The sequence below is a fragment of the Pseudomonas graminis genome (assembly GCF_013201545.1).
In the GTDB taxonomy this organism is placed as follows: Bacteria; Pseudomonadota; Gammaproteobacteria; order Pseudomonadales; family Pseudomonadaceae; genus Aquipseudomonas.
This window is the reverse complement of record NZ_CP053746.1, coordinates 5,094,175-5,110,538: the sequence shown is the minus strand read 5'-3', so window position 1 is coordinate 5,110,538 and position 16,364 is coordinate 5,094,175. Positions and strand designations below refer to the sequence as shown.

Sequence of the window (16,364 nt, the reverse complement as noted above, 5' to 3'; positions counted from 1 at the left end):
TTCAATCGCCGCCCGGCCGCCCTTTGTACACTCACTTCACAGTCAATGAAGGGTGAGACGTGCAATGAACCTGATGATTTCCATGGCGGCGTTCGCGCTGGCCGCGTCCATATCGCCGGGGCCGGTGAACGTCGTGGCGCTCAGCTCGGGTGCGCAGTTCGGCCTGATCGCCAGCCTGCGTCATGTGCTCGGCGCGACGGTGGGTTTTGTCGTGCTGCTGATGTTCACCGGGTTCGGGCTACATGAAGTGCTGCAGCGTTACCCGATGCTCACCGAGATCATTCGCTGGGCGGGGGTAGCGTTTCTGCTCTATCTCGCGTGGAAACTGTCCATGGACGACGGCCGCCTCGACGTTGCCAAACCGACCCGCGAGCCGTCGTTTCTGTACGGCGCGGCGATGCAGTGGCTGAACCCGAAAGCGTGGCTGGCGGCCGTGGCGGGGATGGGCGCGTTCGTGGCGGATGGCGAGGCGCGACTGATTGGTCTATTCGCGCTGATCTACTTTGTCGTGTGCTACCTGTCGGTGGGCTGCTGGGCCTACGCCGGTGCGTTTCTGGGCCCTTACTTACGCAGCCCCCGGCGTATCCGCGTGTTCAACCGCAGCATGGCGGCGCTGTTGGCAGGCTGCGCGGTGTCACTGTTTTACGTCTAAGCCCGTTCAGGTCCGGGCAAGCAAAAGTCTGATCACGGTTTGTACTGGCCCGGCGTCAGGGCCAGATGCTTTTTGAACGCCCGCTGAAAGTGCGCCTGATCGGCAAAGCCACTCTGCTGGGCGATGTCGGCGATGGGCTCGCCGCTGCGCAATTGTGCCTGGCCGTGCTGGATGCGCCGGTTGACCAGCCAGGCGTGGGGCGTCATGTGGTAATGCTGCTCGAACGCGCGAATCAGGTAGGCCTCGGACAGATTCGCCACCGCGCAAAGTGCTTCCAGCCGAATCGGCTGCAGATAATGCGCATCGATGTACCGCGCCACACGTTCCACCTTGGGATTGGCCCGTCTCGGTGTCAGCGTCGAGCCGCCCAGACGCTGTTCGACCCGCGTGAAGAACCCGACAGCGGCCTCCTGTTTTGCCAGCGTGTCGAGCTGCGAATCCACCAGCTGCCGATGCAGCGCCAGCAGCCCGTCGAACAACAGCGGGTCACGACTGTGGGTGGTCGGATACCCCCGAAACACGCCCTCATTGTTGACCCCGCAATCGCGCTGAAGCGCGCCCAGCCATTGCGCGTTGACGTACAGCATCAGGTAGGACCACGGCTGATCGTCGATGGGATTGCAGGCGTGGACCTCGCCGGGGTTCATCACCACAACGGTGCCGGTGGCGATGGTCTGGGTGGTTTTCTCGTGCAGGTACGTGCTTTGCCCGGCAGTGATTGCGCCGATGGAGAACACGTCGTGGGAATGACGGGAATAACAGACCTTGCGGCCGTCGTCGATAGAGCGCGCTTCAATGAACGGCAGCTGCGCGTCCCGCCAGAACACCGGTTGATCAAGACGTTTCACCGGGTTCTGGCAGGTCATTTCAACTCATCCCTTGTTGCGTTTGCAGCTGTGAAAGAGGTCCAGCGCCGGCTGGTATTCCGTGCTGGTAACGCCGAGCAAGCCTAGCACCGAATGAAACATATAGTCATGGCTCAGGTCCGGCTGGTCTTGCCTGGCGGCCAGGCAGGTGCGATCGACGCCGGCGTCTTCCAGTGTCGAGTGGCCGAACCACATCACCATCGGCACATGGGTCTGGGCCGTCGGAGCGATGGCGTACGGCGCGGCGTGCAGATAGATGCCGTTTTCGCCGAGGGACTCGCCGTGGTCCGAGACGTAGATCATCGACGCATCGACCTTATCCTGATTGCGCTTGAGCAGTTCGATGGTCTGGGCCAGGAAATGGTCGGTGTAGAGAATGGTGTTGTCGTAGACATTTTTCAGCTCGTCGGACGTGCAACTGCCCAACTGATTGGTGTGGCAAACCGGCGTGAATCGTTCGAGGCTTTTAGGGTAGCGATCATAGTATTCCGGGCCGTGGCTGCCATCGGAATGGAGGACGATGATGGCGTTGTCCTGCAGCGAATCGATGTAGTCCTGCAAGCCCACCAGCAGCGATTCGTCGAGGCAATTCTGACCATCGCAGAACGGGCTCGGCTGATTTTTCGGAATGTCGCGGTGGGGCACTCGCAGGCAGGTGCCTTTGCAATCGCTGTTGTTGTCCAGCCACAGCACCTTCAGGCTGGCGCGCTGGAGCATGTCCAGCAGACCCTCGTAGGTCTTGCCCTTTTTGTCGCTGTAATCAGTGCGCGGAAACTTCGAAAACATGCACGGCACTGACACGGCGGTTGACGTGCCGCACGAGGCCACGTGGGTGAAGTTGAGAATGTCCTGCTTCTTCAGCTCCGGGTTGGTCTCCCGCCCGTAACCGTTGAGAGAGAAGTGATCGGCGCGGGCCGTTTCGCCGACGACGAAGATCATCAGGCTCTTTTTCGGCCGCTGTTGCGCTTGCGGGCTGAGCGCTGCGTCGGCGCCAACGGTCTGGATGTTCAGCGTCTCCTTGATGGCGACGGTCTGCTTGGTCAGCTTGCCAATGGCGTAGAGGTAGTTGGTCGGGTTGATGAAGTGGGTGAGCTTGTCTTCGTCGCGAAAGATCGGCGCATAGGTCGAGTAGAAGGGTCCGACGGCAGCGGCGATCACCAGCAGACAGCCGACGCACACCAGCACCTTGTTGACCAGCCCGGGCAGCACGCGGCGATAGCTCACCGGCAGCCACCAGATCAGCGCAATCGGCAACACGCCCAGCAGTCCCAGGTAGAGAAACAGCTTGCCGCTCAACAGGGCCTGGGCCTCGCCGGGGTTGGTCTCGATCACGTTTTCCATCATCGTCGTGTCGATGCTGATGCCGTAGGTGTTCATGAAATACGCCGCGGCCGCCGAGCACAGCGCAACCAGACTCAGCACCGGCTTGAGCGTCGCGCGAAACGAAAAAGGCGTGAGCAGCAGGGTGATCGCAGCCCACAGCAGGAGGGCAAACGACACATAAAACGCGATGGCTTTGACGCCCTGCAATTGCGCCAGATCAACCAGTGCGCGCCAGGTCGCCAAGTTGTAGAACACCACCAGACACAGGGAAAACAGCATCACCAGACGAGTAGACGTGACCGGTTTGACCATCGGATTCATTTCCATATAAGGGGTCGCGCAGTGCCTGGCGTGCGGGTGCAGCAGGCGTTTCCATCCTTGGGGCCGTGACGTCTGACTGAGTCAGTCAATGGCTGCCGGGAGGGTAGGCGGGACAGACCGCGCGGAGTTTTCCAAAACGATTGTGAAGGCTTTGTGAAATGCCTGAGGCATGAGTTTTCGGGGCGTGATAACAGATTTTGCAGCCCATATTTCCTTGGGGATTGCTCGCTATTACTGCCCGGCGATGACCCTGTCCACGGTGCCGTTCTGCTTGAGTCGGGCGAACGCGGCGGTGATCCGCTGCACCGTCTCATCCGGGGTGCTGGCGCTGAGGGCGACGTACAGACCTTTGGACAGTTCGTCGAGGGTGAAGACGCTTTCCAGGTCCTCGAAATCGATGTGCAGATCGGCGCATTGTTCCCGCGCCTCGCGTTCGGGCATGGGAATCAGCTCGACCTGGCCGCTGATCAGTTTGCGCAGGTTGTCGAGGTTATTGGCCGACACCACCATCCTGCTGAAACCCTTGCCCTCCAGGTACTGCTGGCGCGAATCGTCGCGCACCACGCCGACGGTGTAGTGACTGGCGTCCTGCAAATCCGTGACCAGCACATCGCGGCGCTTGCGGAGTTTGTAGAACGAAGGCATGACGTGTTCAAGCTCGCCGACCCACTTGAACAGCCCTTCGCGCGCACTGCTGCGAATCATCGGGTAGATGAGCACGTTTGCTTCCAGGCGCGCGATGTCGTAGGCCCGTGCCCAGGGGTAGAGGGCCATGTGGTAGTCGGTGATGCCGGCGTGGGCGAGGGTCATCTCGACGACTTCACTGGCGACCCCGACCACCTTGTCGCCGTCAAGCGCGCTGTAGGAAGAGTCCTCGGTCACCACTTGCAGCGGCGTGGCGTCGGCGTTCAGGCACACGAACAGCATCAGGAAAGTGGCCAGAACACTGTGCTGACAATGAATTTTTCCCATGGCATCCCTCTCGGTTCAGATCACACAGCGGTCCCGGCCCTGGCTTTTCGCCCGGTACAGTGCCCGGTCGGCACTCTGCAGCAGTTGATCGAAGTGCTCCATGTTCGCCGGGTCGAGCTCGGCCACGCCGATACTCAAGGTCACGAAGGGCGAGACCGGTGAAGCGCTGTGGACCAGTTGTTGCCGGGCCAGCAGGCCGCGCAGGCGATCGGCCGAGGCCAGCGCCTGTTGCTCATCCTGGCCCGGCAGCAGCACGGCGAACTCTTCGCCGCCGAGCCGCGCCACCAGTTCGCCGGAACGCGAAAACAGCGCGCTCATGGCCAGCGCCACATCGCGCAGGCATTGATCGCCCCGGGCATGGCCGTAGGTGTCGTTGTAGAGCTTGAAGAAATCGATGTCGCACATCAGCACCGACAGCGGCTGGCGATGACGCAAGGCGCGGTTGAATTCCAGCTCCTTGAGCTCGTCGAAATGGCGGCGGTTGGCGAGCCCCGTAAGGGGATCGAAGCGGGTCAGGGCTTCAAGTCGCGTATTGGCGGCCTTGAGCTGTGCAGTGCGCTGCTCGACCAGTTCGGCGAGGTGATCACGGCTGGCGGCGAGGGCGACTTCATCGTGTGCCTGACGCTCCAGGTGCGCAGCCAGTTTGTCCTGCAGGTCATTGACGCCCGCTTCCAGCAAGTCAAGTTCGTCTCCTCCCTTGCCGCGCCGTTCCAGGGTCAGGTGGGTCTTGAGGTTGAGCGGCGTCAGGTGCTCGAGGTGCCGGGCAATGCGCCGCACGTGCAGGGTCACCGAGCGGTTGAACATGCCCATGATCACCCCGGCCAGCGCCAACGATTGGATGATTTGAGTGAGCATGATAATCGCGACTTCTTTCCACAGGCGTCTCCACAGCAGGCTCTCGTCGCCTTCAATGGTCAGCTCGCCCACCACTTCGCTGGCGCCGGGATAGGGCGCGACGGTCAGCTGCCGATACAGCGCCGGGGCGCGAATCGAGCCGGTGTGGCCGGGGTGCTGGCGTTCGAGGATTTCAGGGGCGCGACCGGGCCGCAGGACCTTCAGCTGTACCCGACCCACCGGCGCCGCCGTGGCGACGCTGTCGATCTGGGTCTGCAGCGCCTGGTCATCCATTTCCCACACGGCCTTGGACAGCGTGCCCTGAAACACCTGATCGATCAGAGTCAGCTCGGCATTCATGTTCGCCAGGTTGGTGTTCCAGGCGAACCAGGTACGCACCAGCACCGTCGCGACAGTGAATAGCACGCAAAACGCCAGCGTCGCCAGCACCAGACGCCGCGCGAGCGACCCGGTGCGCTGCCCGTTGCGAGGGCCCGGGCGGGTGTCGCCGGGCGGCCCGGAAGGCGTTTCGCTCTGCATGCTCATTGCCACTTGCGCGCGATGGCGTCGTAGGTGCCATTGGCGCGAATCGTCTCCAGGGCTTTCTGAAACAGCTGCACCGTGGCATCGGGCGTTCCCGTGCTTAACGCCATGTTGAAGCCGCCGGCTTCCTCCAGCTCTTTTACGCGCAGGGATTGCACCAGGGTTCGGGCAGGGTCATCACCAACTTGCCGGGCGAGGTAGTAAGCGTTGAGCTCGTCGGAAATCCACAGGTCGACGTGGCCGGTCTGCAATTTCTGGTAATTAAATTCGTAGCGGTTGCTCGATTGCAGCTGATGGCCGATCTCGAACGCGCGCGCCATCAGGTACTGCTCGCCAACATCTTCATTGACCGTCGCGGTCTGCCAGTCCCGGGCATCGTCCAGGCTCAGCAACGTAACGGGATGGCTGGCGGACGAATAGAGAAACCAGCGCGACGCGGCGATGGTGCCGACCCACTTGAACAGATGCTCGCGTTCGGCGGTGCGGGTGATGGAGTAAATCAACACATTGGGCGTGTGCAGCGCCAGATCATATGCCCGTGCCCAGGGCATGGACTGAATGGAGGCCTGCACATTGACCTCCTTCAACACCGCCTGAACCACCTCGGTGCTCATACCGGTGAGCACCCCGTCGCGGGTCATGTTGTAGGGCGGCAGTTCTTCGGTGACTACGTGAATCTCGGCATGAAGCGCGTCTGAGTTAATCGATTCAGCTCCCGACGCGCCTGTCCCCATGCACAGCAACAGCGCCATACACAGTGCGCTGCCCAGTGAGTGAATGAGCGAATGGAGTGTCATCGATAACTACCTCATGGGTGCAAAAGCGACCGATTCCGGGCCGTGAATAACCCGGCGCAACCGTCACCGACTGCCTTGCACATTGGGATATCGGCTGAATAATCCGTCACTTGAGACGGCTTCCTGCCGGTCATCCTAACAGCTTGAACAGACAAATCCGGGTTCCCCCACTGCCGCGCGCAACCTCACACAACCTCCCCGACCCCCAGACAAAGCACATCGCGCGGCAACCCCTGAACTCCAGTGACCGGACGGGCCTCTTCCCGGCTGAAGCCGGTCCCACTAAAAAGCCGTGTGCAGTCAGTGGGACCGGCTTCAGCCGGGAATGGACGCGGAGCGTCCCGGGATGCATACCCACGCAGAGCGTGGGTACGATCATCTAGGCGTAGTGGGACCGGCTTTAGCCGGGAAGCTTTTGATCTGCTTTTGATCTTTGTACGCAGAAGGTCCAGTCACCGCCAAACGCGACTTGGGTGCAGGCTGAACGCAGGTTTTGCGGAGTGGGCCGAGCCGCATGGATGCGGCGAGAGCGCCGTCAGGACATGGATGTCCGTTCGGCGCGGGCCCACGGAGCAAGACCGGAGTGAAGGAACCCGACGGAGGAGGGCCAAACCAGGAGCTGGCACCCTTGGTTACTTGGGGTGCTTTTCCAAGTAACTCGCCGAAGGCGAAACCCTCTGCCGTTAGGCAGAGCTGTGGCGTTCTGCCACATCAGAGTAAACGCGATTCCTTGACCTGGATCAAAGGTGCACGAAGGAGCTGTAGGAAAAATACCCCGCACCCCGACGAGTCCTCAACATGCCCGGTCCCTTCGACTTCCTCAAACACCCCCTGGCCAAAGACATCAGTCTGATCCTCCTGATCAAACTCGTCCTGCTCATGGGCATCCGCAGCGTCTGGTTCGACGCCCCGGTCGAAGTCAAGGACGACGGCGTGCAAGCCGGCCTGCACCTACTGAGCACCCCATCCGCACCCTCTGAGAAAAACCCAAAATGATATCGGAATCAGTCGTCGACCTCTCCCGGCTGCAGTTCGCGATGACCGCGCTGTACCACTTCCTGTTCGTCCCGTTGACCCTCGGCATGACCTTCCTGCTCGCCATCATGGAATCGGTCTACGTCATGACCGGCAAGCAGGTCTACAAAGACATGACGAAGTTCTGGGGAAAACTGTTCGGCATCAACTTCGCCCTCGGCGTCACCACCGGCCTGACCATGGAATTCCAGTTCGGCACCAACTGGGCCTACTACAGCCACTACGTCGGTGACATCTTCGGCGCGCCGCTTGCCATCGAAGGGATGATGGCGTTCTTCCTCGAATCGACCTTCATCGGCCTGTTCTTCTTTGGTTGGGACCGCCTGACCCGCGTCCAGCACCTGACAGTCACTTGGCTGGTGGCGATCGGCTCGAACATGTCGGCGCTGTGGATCCTCATCGCCAACGGCTGGATGCAGAACCCGGTCGGCGCCGAGTTCAACTTCACCACCATGCGCATGGAACTCACCAGCTTCAGCGACCTGCTGTTCAACCCCGTCGCCCAGGTCAAGTTCGTCCACACCGTGGCGTCCGGCTACGTCACCGGCGCGATCTTCGTTCTGGCGATTTCCAGTTGGTACTTGCTCAAGGGCCGCGACATCGCCTTCGCCCGGCGCTCGTTCGCCATCGCCTCGGCATTCGGCATGGCCTCGATCCTGTCGGTGATCGTGCTGGGTGATGAATCCGGCTACGAAATCGGCGACGTGCAGAAAACCAAACTGGCCGCCATCGAAGCCGAATGGGAAACCGAGCCGGCCCCTGCGGCGTTCACCCTGTTCGGCTTGCCCAACCAGGCCGAGCAGCGCACCGACTACGCGGTCAAGATTCCCTACGTGATGGGCATCATTGCCACCCGCTCGGTGGACAAGCAGGTCACCGGCATCAAGGACCTGGTCCGCGAACACGAAGGCCGCATCCGCAACGGCATGACCGCCTACGACTTGCTTGGCCAACTGCGCGGCGGCGACAAGAGCGAGCAAACCCTCGACGCTTTCAATGCGGTGAAAAAGGACCTCGGCTACGGCCTGTTGCTGAAGAAGTACACCGACAAGGTCGTCGACGCGAGCGAGCAACAGATCAAGCAGGCCGCGCTGGACTCGATCCCGCAGGTGGCGTCGATCTTCTGGACCTTCCGCGTGATGGTGCTCAGCGGGATGCTCATGCTGCTGTTGTTCGCCTGTGCCTTCTGGGCGTCGGCGCGCAAGAACGAGACCCGCAAGCGCTGGCTGCTCAAGTGGGCGCTGTTCAGCCTGCCGCTGCCGTGGATTGCCACCCAGACCGGCTGGTGGGTCGCCGAACATGGCCGTCAGCCCTGGTCCATCGGTGAAGTGCTGCCCGTGCACCTGTCGGCCTCGACTCTGTCAGCGGGGGATGTGCTCGGTTCGATTGTGGCGCTGGTCGGCTTTTACACCGTCCTGCTGATCATCGAGATGTACCTGATGATCAAGTTCGCACGGCTCGGTCCGAGCAGCCTGCACACCGGTCGCTATCACTTCGAGCAAGCCGCGCAGGGCAACGCTGCTCACGCCAAACAACCGGCCCTGGCCTGAGGAATCACCGATGTTCGATTACGAGACACTGAAAATGATCTGGTGGGTGCTGGTCGGCGTATTGCTGATCGGCTTCGCCCTCACCGATGGCTTCGACCTGGGCGCAGCGATGCTGATGCCTTACGTCGGGCGCAGCGACACCGAGCGGCGTGTGGTCATCAACACCATCGCCCCGCACTGGGACGGCAATCAGGTCTGGCTGATCACCGCCGGCGGTGCGCTTTTTGCCGCATGGCCACTGGTCTACGCCGCGGCGTTCTCGGGTTTGTACTGGGCGCTGCTGCTGGTGCTGTTTGCGCTGTTCGTGCGCCCGGTGGGGTTCGATTACCGCAGCAAGCTGGAAAACACCCGCTGGCGGCAGAGCTGGGACTGGGGCTTGTTCATCGGTGGCGTGGTGCCGTCGCTGGTCTTCGGCGTGGCGTTCGGCAACCTGTTGCTGGGCGTGCCGTTCCAGTTCGACGACACCCTGCGTTCCAGTTATCAGGGTAACTTCTGGCAGCTGTTGAGCCCGTTTGGCCTGCTGGCTGGCGTGGTCAGCCTGAGCATGCTCGGCCTGCACGGCGGCAGCTGGCTGCTGATGCGCACCGAGGGCGCCATCGCCCAACGCTCACGCCGTGCGGCCCAGTGGCTGTCGCTGCTGTTCTTGCTGTCGTTCATCGGGGCCGGCGTGTGGCTGCTGCTCGGCGGCATTCAGGGCCTGGCGATCACCTCGGCGTTCGATGCCGGCGCGGCGCTCAACCCGCTGGCGAAAACCGTGACGGCCAGCAACCACGGCTGGCTGGGGAATTATCAGCAGCACCCGCTGACGGTCGTCGCACCGTTGTTGGGGATTTTCGGTGGCTTGCTGGCCTTGCTCGGCGCCAGTGCGGGGCAGGGCAGGACGGCATTCCTCGGCAGCAGCCTGGGCATCGTCGGCGCGTTGTGCACCGCAGGTTTCGCGCTGTTCCCGTTCGTCATGCCGTCGAGCCTGGACCCGGCGTCAAGCCTGACCGTGTGGGACGCTGTTTCCAGCCATAAAACCCTGATGATCATGCTGATCGCGGCGTCGATCTTCGTGCCGCTGATCCTCTGCTACACGCTTTGGTGCTACGCGAAGATGTGGGGCAAGGTCACCACCGCGCACATCGACCACAACCCCCACGGCCTGTACTGAGCCGCGCTTTAAAGGAGAGACAAACATGTGGTATTTCGCCTGGATTCTCGGCGTGTTGCTGGCCTGCAGCTTCGGCATCATCAACGCGCTGTGGCTGGAGTCGTCCGACGCCGCAGCGCTGGAGAGCGGCCGTGACCGCTGAAGCGCTGAACGCGCCCCTCAGGCAAGCCATCGGCCGGGCATTGTCCCTGCTGATGGCCGTGCCGCTCAGCCTGGTGTTGCTGATTCATCCGGCGTCGATGCTCGACGCCAACGGCCATTATTCCCACAGCCTGCTGATGCTGATCATGTGGGGCGTGGCCGGGGGCTTCGTCCACGGCGTCGGTTTCGAGCCGCGGGCGATGGCCTGGCGGGTGGTGTTTCACCCGCTGCTGGCCTGGGCGCTGATGGCCTTGGGTTTTGGGATGTGGCTGACGGCGCGGCAGTGGCTTTAGGCTCTTTATGAGGCAGCTGCAGCGTTGGCCGTCTTCACCGCGGGCACGATGGACAGCGCGATCAACGCGGCAATCGCGCACAACAGGCCGGAAATGAAAAACGTCGGCAGGTAGGTGGCGAAATGCGTGCGCGTCCAGCCGGCGCCGAAGGCGGCAAACGCTGCACCCAGCTGATGCCCGGCGAACACCCAGCCAAACACGATATTGGCGCGTTCTGCGCCAAATCGCTGGGCGGTCAGCTTTACGGTTGGCGGCACCGTGGCAATCCAGTCGAGCCCGTACAACAGGGCAAACACGGACAGCCCGAACACGGTGAAATCCAGAAAGGGCAGCAGCACCAGCGACACGCCGCGAAAGCCGTAGTACCAGAACAGCAGCCAGCGGTTATCGAAGCGGTCCGACAGCCAGCCGGAGCCGATGGTGCCGAAGAAATCAAAAATCCCCATCACTGCCAGCATTCCGGCTGCCGTCGTCGCGGCCAGGCCGTAATCGCCGCACAGGCTGATGAAATGGGTCTGAATCAGGCCGTTGGTGCTGGCGCCGCAGATGAAGAACGTCATGAACAGCACCCAGAACGTCCAGGTTTTCGACACGTCGCGCAGCACTCGCAGCGGCGTGATCAACAGCTGAATGAACGTATGGCTGCTCTCGGCAACGGGTTGAATGTCCTTATCACCATAGAGCGGCAGTTGCAGATCGGCAGGGCGATTGCGCATCAGTGCCAGCACCGCGACACCGGCAATGACGATGGCTGCGCAGATGCATGTCAGCGCCGCGCGCCAGCCGAAATGCTCGGTCATGTTCGCCAGCAATGGCATGAACACCAACTGGCCCGTGGCAGAACTCGCCGACAGTAAACCCATCGCCAGCCCGCGACGCGCGGAGAACCAGCGCGTCGCGACGGTGGCGCCGAGCACCATCGCCGTCAGCCCCGTGCCGAAGCCGACCACCACGCCCCAGAGCACGACCAATTGCCAGAACTGCGTCATGAACAGCGATAACACCATGCCGCTGGCCACCAGTGTCAGGGCCGTCAGCACCACCTTGCGCACGCCGAAGTGGTTCATGAATGCGGCGGCAAAAGGGCCAACCAAACCGAACAGGGCAAAGCGTATCGCCAGCGCCGAAGAAATCTCGGCGGTGTCCCAGCCGAATTCCGCTTGCAGCGGCCGGATGAACACCCCCGGCGCGCCCACTGCACCGGCCATCACCAGCATGGTCAGGAAAGTGACGGCCAGAATCACCCAGCTGTAATGGACGCGGCGGCGCGACAGCGAAGCCGCCAGAACGGACGAAACCATGGAAATTCACCAGAGAACGGAGTAGTTGGATGATGGGTGTACTTCAATATGAACGCTCAGCCATCGTGCTTCCGTCAAGGGGATATTTCTGAATGTTGCAGATACCTGGGCGTTCAGCCTTTCAAGTGGCTCAGGGAGCACGTTTTCACGGTCAGCATTTCACCCGGTGAAACGGTGGATTGCCTTTTCTGGTGATTCTCCAATCCAGCGGTCAGGCCCACTATTCATTCCACCAGCGCGGCTCACCATTGCGGCACCGCCGCCCCACGCTGAGTTGATTCACTTGCCCAGGAGCCCACTCCATGACCGCCATCACGCTCTATCACTTCCCGTTGTCTGGCCACTCCCACCGCGCCGAGCTGATGTTGTCGCTGCTGGGCCTTGATCCGAAGATCCAGTTTGTTGATCTGGCCAAGGGCGAACAGAAAAGGCCGGAATTCCTGGCCATCAACGCCTTCGGCCAAGTACCAGTGATTGATGACAACGGCGTCATCGTCGCCGATTCAACCGCGATTCTTGTGTATCTGGCCAAGAAGTACGACCCGTCGGGCCGCTGGTTACCGAATGATCCCGAGGGCGCGGCGCAGGTGCAGCGCTGGTTGTCTGCCGCGTCTGGCGCGATTTATCTGGGCCCGGCGCGGGCGCGTCTGATCACGGTGTTCGGCGCGGGCTTCGATCCGAAAGACACGATCCAGCGTGCCCATGACGCCCTGCTCGTGATCGATCAGCACCTGAGCGGCCGCGAATTCCTCGCCACCGATCACGCCACCATCGCCGACGTCGCCGCCTACAGCTACATCGCCCACGCGCCGGAAGGCAATGTGTCGCTGGACGAATACGCCAATGTGCAGGCATGGCTGGCGCGCATCGAGAACCTGCCGGGCTTCACGCCCATGCCGCGCACGGCGGCAGGGCTTGTCAAGTAATCATCCGGGATTCCAGGGAGTTCGCGCCATGAACGAGATTCGCACTGAAACGGCATCGCCATGGCATTCCGGCGAGCGCGCTCTGCAGGCCAAAGTCGGCGTTGCAGAGCGCATGGAAAACTTGGGCAAGCGCGTCATTCGCGACTACATGCCCGATCAGCACCGGGAGTTCTACGAGCACCTGCCGTACCTGATCATCGGTGCCGTGGACGCTCAAGGCTGGCCGTGGGCGAGCGTGCTGGACGCCCAGTCAGGTTTTATTCGTTCACCCGATGCCAGGCGGCTGGACATCACCCGACGTCCCGATGCCGAGGACCCGGCCGGCGGCGGATTTGCGCCGGGCGCCGCGTTGGGCATGCTCGGCATCGACTTGCACACCCGCCGCCGCAACCGCCTCAACGGCCACATCAGCGACGTCTGGGAAAACGGTTTCTCGGTGAGCGTCGAGCACTCGTACGGCAATTGCCCGCAGTACATTCAGCTGCGGGCGCTGAAGCAGGTGCCGCTCAAAGCTGTGGCGGAGCGTCCCCCGGTGCAGCGATTGACCGCACTGGATGACGCCGCGATCGCGACCATTCGTGGCGCTGACACCTTCTTTGTCGCCAGTTATGTCGACCTTGAGGGCGCGAAGCCCCATCGTTCGGTGGACGTCTCCCACCGTGGCGGCCAGGCGGGGTTCGTGCGTGTGGAGGGCGACGTGCTGACCATCCCGGATTTCGCCGGCAACCTCTTTTTCAATACCCTGGGCAATTTCCAGGTCAACCCCAGAGCGGGTCTGCTGTTTGTTGATTTCCAGACCGGCGAGCTGTTGCACGTGGCAGGCACTGTCACGTTAATCCTCGACGGGCCGGAAATCGCGGCGTTTCAAGGCGCCGAACGGCTCTGGCAAGTGCGGGTGGAGCAGGTGGTGCGTCGGCCGGCGGCGTTGCGCTCGCGCTGGCACTTCGAGGGGTGGTCGCCGAACAGCCTGATGACCGGCGACTGGCAGCAGACCGCCGCCCGTTTGCAGGCCGATGCCCTGCGCGATCAATGGCGGCCCATGGGGGTGACGCGGATCGAGGACGAAAGCGACGGCATTCGTTCGTTCTATCTCGAGCCTGCCGACGGCGCCGGGTTGCCCGCGTTCAAGGCCGGGCAGCACCTGCCGCTGCGCCTGGCGCCTGAAGGCCGTACGCCGCCGGTGATTCGCACCTACAGCCTGTCCAGCGCGCCGTCCGACGGATTTTTCCGCATCAGCGTCAAGCGCGACGGCCTGGCTTCGGCGTACCTGCATGACCACGTCAGCGTCGGCGATCTGCTCCAGGCGCGGGCACCCCAGGGCAGTTTCGTGGTGGACCCGCAAGAACGCCGGCCATTGGTGCTGCTGGGTGCGGGGATTGGCGTCACGCCCATGCTGTCGATGCTGCGAGAAGTCATCTACGAGGGCAAACGGGTGCGAGGAGGGCGGCCGACCTGGTTCATTCAGAGTGCACGTCGTCTGACCGACCTGGCGTTTCGGGAAGAAGTGGACACACTTATTGCAAAGGCTGGCGATCAGCTAACAGCGATCCGTGTGCTGAGCCAGCCGGAAACGTCGGCGCGAGTGGGTGAAGATTTCCAGCTGACCGGCCGTATCGACCTCGACCTGCTTAAGGCGCTGCTGCCGTTCGACGATTTTGATTTCTATGTGTGCGGGCCGGCCGCGTTTACCCAAGCGATCTACGACGGCCTGCGCGGCCTGCACATTCGCGACGAGCGCATCCATGCCGAGACGTTCGGCCCTTCCAGCCTGAAGCGCAGCGGCGATTCCCAGGCGATCGCCTTTGAGCAACCACCCGCCGCCACCGAAGCGGTGCCGGTGGTCTTCGAACGCTCCGCCAAGGAGGCGCGCTGGCAACCCGGCGGCGGCACGTTGCTCGAACTGGCCGAAAGCCGCGGGTTGAGCCCGGAGTTCAGCTGTCGCGGCGGATCCTGTGGCACCTGCAAGACCCGGCTCGTCAGTGGCCAGGTGCATTACCCGGTCCTGCCCGCTGAAAGGCCGGCGCCGGACCACGTGCTGATCTGCTGCGCAGTCCCGGCTTCAGGGCCGTTGGTGCTCGATCTGTAACCATCCATGCGTGTGCGGGAGAGACGGCGATGAACCCATGGCCAGCGTTCGAGAAAGATGAAACCCCGATGCCTTACCAGGCCACCGAGCAGGAGATCTCCTGGTTGTTGCCGCAGTCGCTGGCGTCTCTGGCCGGCGAGCTTGCGGCGAGCCACGAGCCCATCGACACGCCAGCGACGTTGCGGCTGTTCATGTGGGTGCGTTCGGTGTCGGCCTTCAAACGATCACCCTGAGGCCGCGTGCGATGGGCGATGGGCACGGTCCCGTGACTGTGCCGGTTTTGCGGCTTATGGTTGTAATGTCCCAACGTCTGGAAGGATGATGTGCGCCGGTTTGCTTACCGTTCGCAGCCGCTCACCGGCAGCTCCTCTTATCATGGGATGGCTGCCATCAGCCGTGCGGCGCTCGTTGCCCTTCACAAGGACGTTCATCTTGATCACCCGCAGAACCCTCATCGGCGCATCGTTGTTGGCCGTGCCCTCGCTGCTGAGCCTTCCCTCGTTCGCTGCCGAACGACGGCCCGAGCCGTCCTCGGACCGGATCATCCAGCAACAGCTGGCCGACCTCGAACATCGTCATGGCGGCCGGCTGGGTGTCGCTATTTTGAATACGGCCAGCCAGCGGCTGATCAGCCATGGCGGCGATGAACGCTTTGCCCTGTGCAGCACCTTTAAATGCCTCGCCGCCGCCTGCGTGCTGTCGCGGGTCGATCAAAAGCGGGAGGACCTCGCGCGGCGCATCGCTTATTCCGCCGAGCAACTGGTGCCGTATTCACCCACCACCGAGCTGCACGTCGGCGGGCAGGGGCTGAGCGTCGGTTCACTGTGCGAGGCAGCGATGACGCTGAGCGACAACACGGCGGCCAACTTGCTGCTCGACAGCCTGGGCGGCCCTGATGCGTTGACCGCCTGGCTGCGATCGATCGGTGACACACAAACCCGCCTCGACCGACGTGAGCCAGAGCTGAATGAAAACCGGCCGGGTGACCCGCGCGACACCACTACGCCCGTCGCCATGCTGCACACCCTGAACACCCTCGTTCTGGGCAGTGAGCTAACGCTGCCGTCCCGCGATCAACTGACAGCGTGGCTGGTGAACAACCAGACGGGTGACAAGAAGTTGCGCGCCGGGGTCCCTGCCCACTGGCGTGTGGGCGATAAGACCGGCTCCGGCGCCAACAATGCCAGTAACGACGTCGCCGTGATCTGGCCCGGCGACCGGTCGCCCATCCTTGTCACGGCTTATTGCACTGGCTCCAAGGCCAGCGGTGATCAGATCAATGTGCTGATGGCCGACATCGGGCGTCTGGCTGCTGCGGTGTAAAGGGCGAGCGTCGAGGTGTATCGCGGCGAGTCGTAAGATCTCGATACACATTGCCGCCATGAATCTGCCATTCGCCACAGACGGCGGGCCTCTGCCTACGCCCCATGACGGCGCTGCGCCGCTCCTGCGGTGCCCCATGCCTTGGGCAATTGCGACAAAATGCTCGCCTTTGCGCGGGCATGTGGCGCATTGATATTAAATTCCCTTCCGCTAGACAACTTCAGCCGCAGCCAGCAAAACCGGGCATT

Annotated in this window: 16 protein-coding genes; 10 read left to right on the top strand and 6 right to left on the bottom strand. The window is 62.4% G+C overall.

Annotation, left to right across the window (positions count from 1 at the left end):
* The first annotated feature begins 64 nt into the window (after positions 1-64).
* Positions 65-652 carry a LysE family translocator gene (locus tag FX982_RS22690; RefSeq protein WP_172612685.1) on the top strand — a complete coding sequence of 196 codons (588 nt, stop codon included), beginning with the start codon at positions 65-67 and terminating at the stop codon, positions 650-652.
* 32 nt (positions 653-684) lie between these two features.
* Here FX982_RS22690 and FX982_RS22685 read toward each other — a convergent pair whose 3' ends face one another.
* The 5 genes from FX982_RS22685 to FX982_RS22665 all read right to left on the bottom strand — a co-directional run bounded on the left by FX982_RS22685 (position 685) and on the right by FX982_RS22665 (position 6,308).
* Positions 685-1,518 (bottom strand): AraC family transcriptional regulator, encoded by an 834-nt coding sequence (locus tag FX982_RS22685; RefSeq protein WP_172612684.1) that lies wholly within the window; start codon positions 1,516-1,518, stop codon positions 685-687.
* Positions 1,519-1,524: 6 nt separating this feature from the next.
* Positions 1,525-3,168: a phosphoethanolamine transferase gene (locus FX982_RS22680; protein ID WP_172612683.1), complete on the bottom strand. Its 1,644-nt coding sequence runs from the start codon at positions 3,166-3,168 to the stop codon at positions 1,525-1,527.
* A gap of 225 nt (positions 3,169-3,393) precedes the next feature.
* On the bottom strand, positions 3,394-4,134 hold the full coding sequence (locus tag FX982_RS22675) for an ABC transporter substrate-binding protein (RefSeq protein WP_254074858.1): 741 nt from the start codon (positions 4,132-4,134) through the stop codon (positions 3,394-3,396).
* Positions 4,135-4,149: 15 nt separating this feature from the next.
* Complete coding sequence (locus FX982_RS22670) at positions 4,150-5,508, bottom strand: GGDEF domain-containing protein (protein WP_254074857.1); 1,359 nt, start codon at positions 5,506-5,508, stop codon at positions 4,150-4,152.
* Positions 5,509-5,510: 2 nt separating this feature from the next.
* Entirely contained in the window at positions 5,511-6,308 is a 798-nt protein-coding gene (locus tag FX982_RS22665) for a substrate-binding periplasmic protein (RefSeq protein WP_172612681.1), read from the bottom strand.
* A 798-nt stretch (positions 6,309-7,106) separates the two neighbouring features.
* Here FX982_RS22665 and cydP point away from each other — a divergent pair.
* From cydP to FX982_RS22640, 5 genes are read left to right on the top strand one after another with little or no spacing between them, the layout of a single operon-like run.
* Positions 7,107-7,304 (top strand): cytochrome oxidase putative small subunit CydP, encoded by a 198-nt coding sequence (cydP, locus tag FX982_RS22660; protein WP_172612680.1) that lies wholly within the window; start codon positions 7,107-7,109, stop codon positions 7,302-7,304.
* Positions 7,301-8,893 carry a cytochrome ubiquinol oxidase subunit I gene (locus FX982_RS22655; RefSeq protein ID WP_172612679.1) on the top strand — a complete coding sequence of 531 codons (1,593 nt, stop codon included), beginning with the start codon at positions 7,301-7,303 and terminating at the stop codon, positions 8,891-8,893. The genes cydP and FX982_RS22655 overlap by 4 nt, the downstream gene beginning before the upstream one ends.
* Positions 8,894-8,903: 10 nt before the next feature.
* Entirely contained in the window at positions 8,904-10,046 is a 1,143-nt protein-coding gene (gene cydB, locus FX982_RS22650; RefSeq protein ID WP_172612678.1) for a cytochrome d ubiquinol oxidase subunit II, read from the top strand.
* Between the two features lie 25 nt (positions 10,047-10,071).
* Complete coding sequence (cydX, locus tag FX982_RS22645) at positions 10,072-10,188, top strand: cytochrome bd-I oxidase subunit CydX (protein WP_065988546.1); 117 nt, start codon at positions 10,072-10,074, stop codon at positions 10,186-10,188.
* Between the two features lie 52 nt (positions 10,189-10,240).
* The gene (locus tag FX982_RS22640; RefSeq protein WP_254074946.1) at positions 10,241-10,480 is read left to right on the top strand and encodes a cyd operon YbgE family protein; all 240 of its coding nucleotides are present in this window, start codon (positions 10,241-10,243) and stop codon (positions 10,478-10,480) included.
* A 5-nt stretch (positions 10,481-10,485) separates the two neighbouring features.
* On the opposite strand, the gene FX982_RS22635 is transcribed toward FX982_RS22640, so the two are convergent.
* Positions 10,486-11,781 (bottom strand): MFS transporter, encoded by a 1,296-nt coding sequence (locus tag FX982_RS22635; protein WP_172612676.1) that lies wholly within the window; start codon positions 11,779-11,781, stop codon positions 10,486-10,488.
* A 302-nt stretch (positions 11,782-12,083) separates the two neighbouring features.
* On the opposite strand from FX982_RS22635, the gene FX982_RS22630 reads away from it, so the two are divergent.
* The 4 genes from FX982_RS22630 (at position 12,084) to bla (ending at position 16,116) form a co-directional block, all read left to right on the top strand.
* Positions 12,084-12,707, top strand: coding sequence for a glutathione S-transferase family protein (locus tag FX982_RS22630; protein ID WP_172612675.1), 624 nt, complete (start codon positions 12,084-12,086; stop codon positions 12,705-12,707).
* 28 nt (positions 12,708-12,735) lie between these two features.
* Entirely contained in the window at positions 12,736-14,793 is a 2,058-nt protein-coding gene (locus tag FX982_RS22625; protein ID WP_172612674.1) for a 2Fe-2S iron-sulfur cluster-binding protein, read from the top strand.
* Between the two features lie 29 nt (positions 14,794-14,822).
* Positions 14,823-15,026, top strand: a complete 204-nt coding sequence (locus tag FX982_RS22620; RefSeq protein WP_172612673.1) for a hypothetical protein — start codon at positions 14,823-14,825, stop codon at positions 15,024-15,026.
* A 199-nt stretch (positions 15,027-15,225) separates the two neighbouring features.
* The gene (gene bla / locus FX982_RS22615) at positions 15,226-16,116 is read left to right on the top strand and encodes a class A beta-lactamase (protein ID WP_254074856.1); all 891 of its coding nucleotides are present in this window, start codon (positions 15,226-15,228) and stop codon (positions 16,114-16,116) included.
* The last annotated feature ends 248 nt before the right edge of the window (positions 16,117-16,364 follow it).

Bases quoted from the DNA above. Each gene is read 5' to 3' on its own strand.
- cydX (WP_065988546.1), top strand. From the start codon at position 10,072: ATGTGGTATTTCGCCTGGATTCTCGGCGTGTTGCTGGCCTGCAGCTTC.
- FX982_RS22665 (WP_172612681.1), bottom strand. From the start codon at position 6,308: ATGACACTCCATTCGCTCATTCACTCACTGGGCAGCGCACTGTGTATG.
- cydP (WP_172612680.1), top strand. From the start codon at position 7,107: ATGCCCGGTCCCTTCGACTTCCTCAAACACCCCCTGGCCAAAGACATC.
- FX982_RS22685 (WP_172612684.1), bottom strand. From the start codon at position 1,518: ATGACCTGCCAGAACCCGGTGAAACGTCTTGATCAACCGGTGTTCTGG.
- FX982_RS22655 (WP_172612679.1), top strand. From the start codon at position 7,301: ATGATATCGGAATCAGTCGTCGACCTCTCCCGGCTGCAGTTCGCGATG.
- FX982_RS22625 (WP_172612674.1), top strand. From the start codon at position 12,736: ATGAACGAGATTCGCACTGAAACGGCATCGCCATGGCATTCCGGCGAG.
- FX982_RS22635 (WP_172612676.1), bottom strand. From the start codon at position 11,781: ATGGTTTCGTCCGTTCTGGCGGCTTCGCTGTCGCGCCGCCGCGTCCAT.
- FX982_RS22680 (WP_172612683.1), bottom strand. From the start codon at position 3,168: ATGGAAATGAATCCGATGGTCAAACCGGTCACGTCTACTCGTCTGGTG.
- FX982_RS22630 (WP_172612675.1), top strand. From the start codon at position 12,084: ATGACCGCCATCACGCTCTATCACTTCCCGTTGTCTGGCCACTCCCAC.
- FX982_RS22690 (WP_172612685.1), top strand. From the start codon at position 65: ATGAACCTGATGATTTCCATGGCGGCGTTCGCGCTGGCCGCGTCCATA.
- FX982_RS22620 (WP_172612673.1), top strand. From the start codon at position 14,823: ATGAACCCATGGCCAGCGTTCGAGAAAGATGAAACCCCGATGCCTTAC.
- FX982_RS22675 (WP_254074858.1), bottom strand. From the start codon at position 4,134: ATGGGAAAAATTCATTGTCAGCACAGTGTTCTGGCCACTTTCCTGATG.
- cydB (WP_172612678.1), top strand. From the start codon at position 8,904: ATGTTCGATTACGAGACACTGAAAATGATCTGGTGGGTGCTGGTCGGC.
- FX982_RS22670 (WP_254074857.1), bottom strand. From the start codon at position 5,508: ATGCAGAGCGAAACGCCTTCCGGGCCGCCCGGCGACACCCGCCCGGGC.
- FX982_RS22640 (WP_254074946.1), top strand. From the start codon at position 10,241: ATGGCCGTGCCGCTCAGCCTGGTGTTGCTGATTCATCCGGCGTCGATG.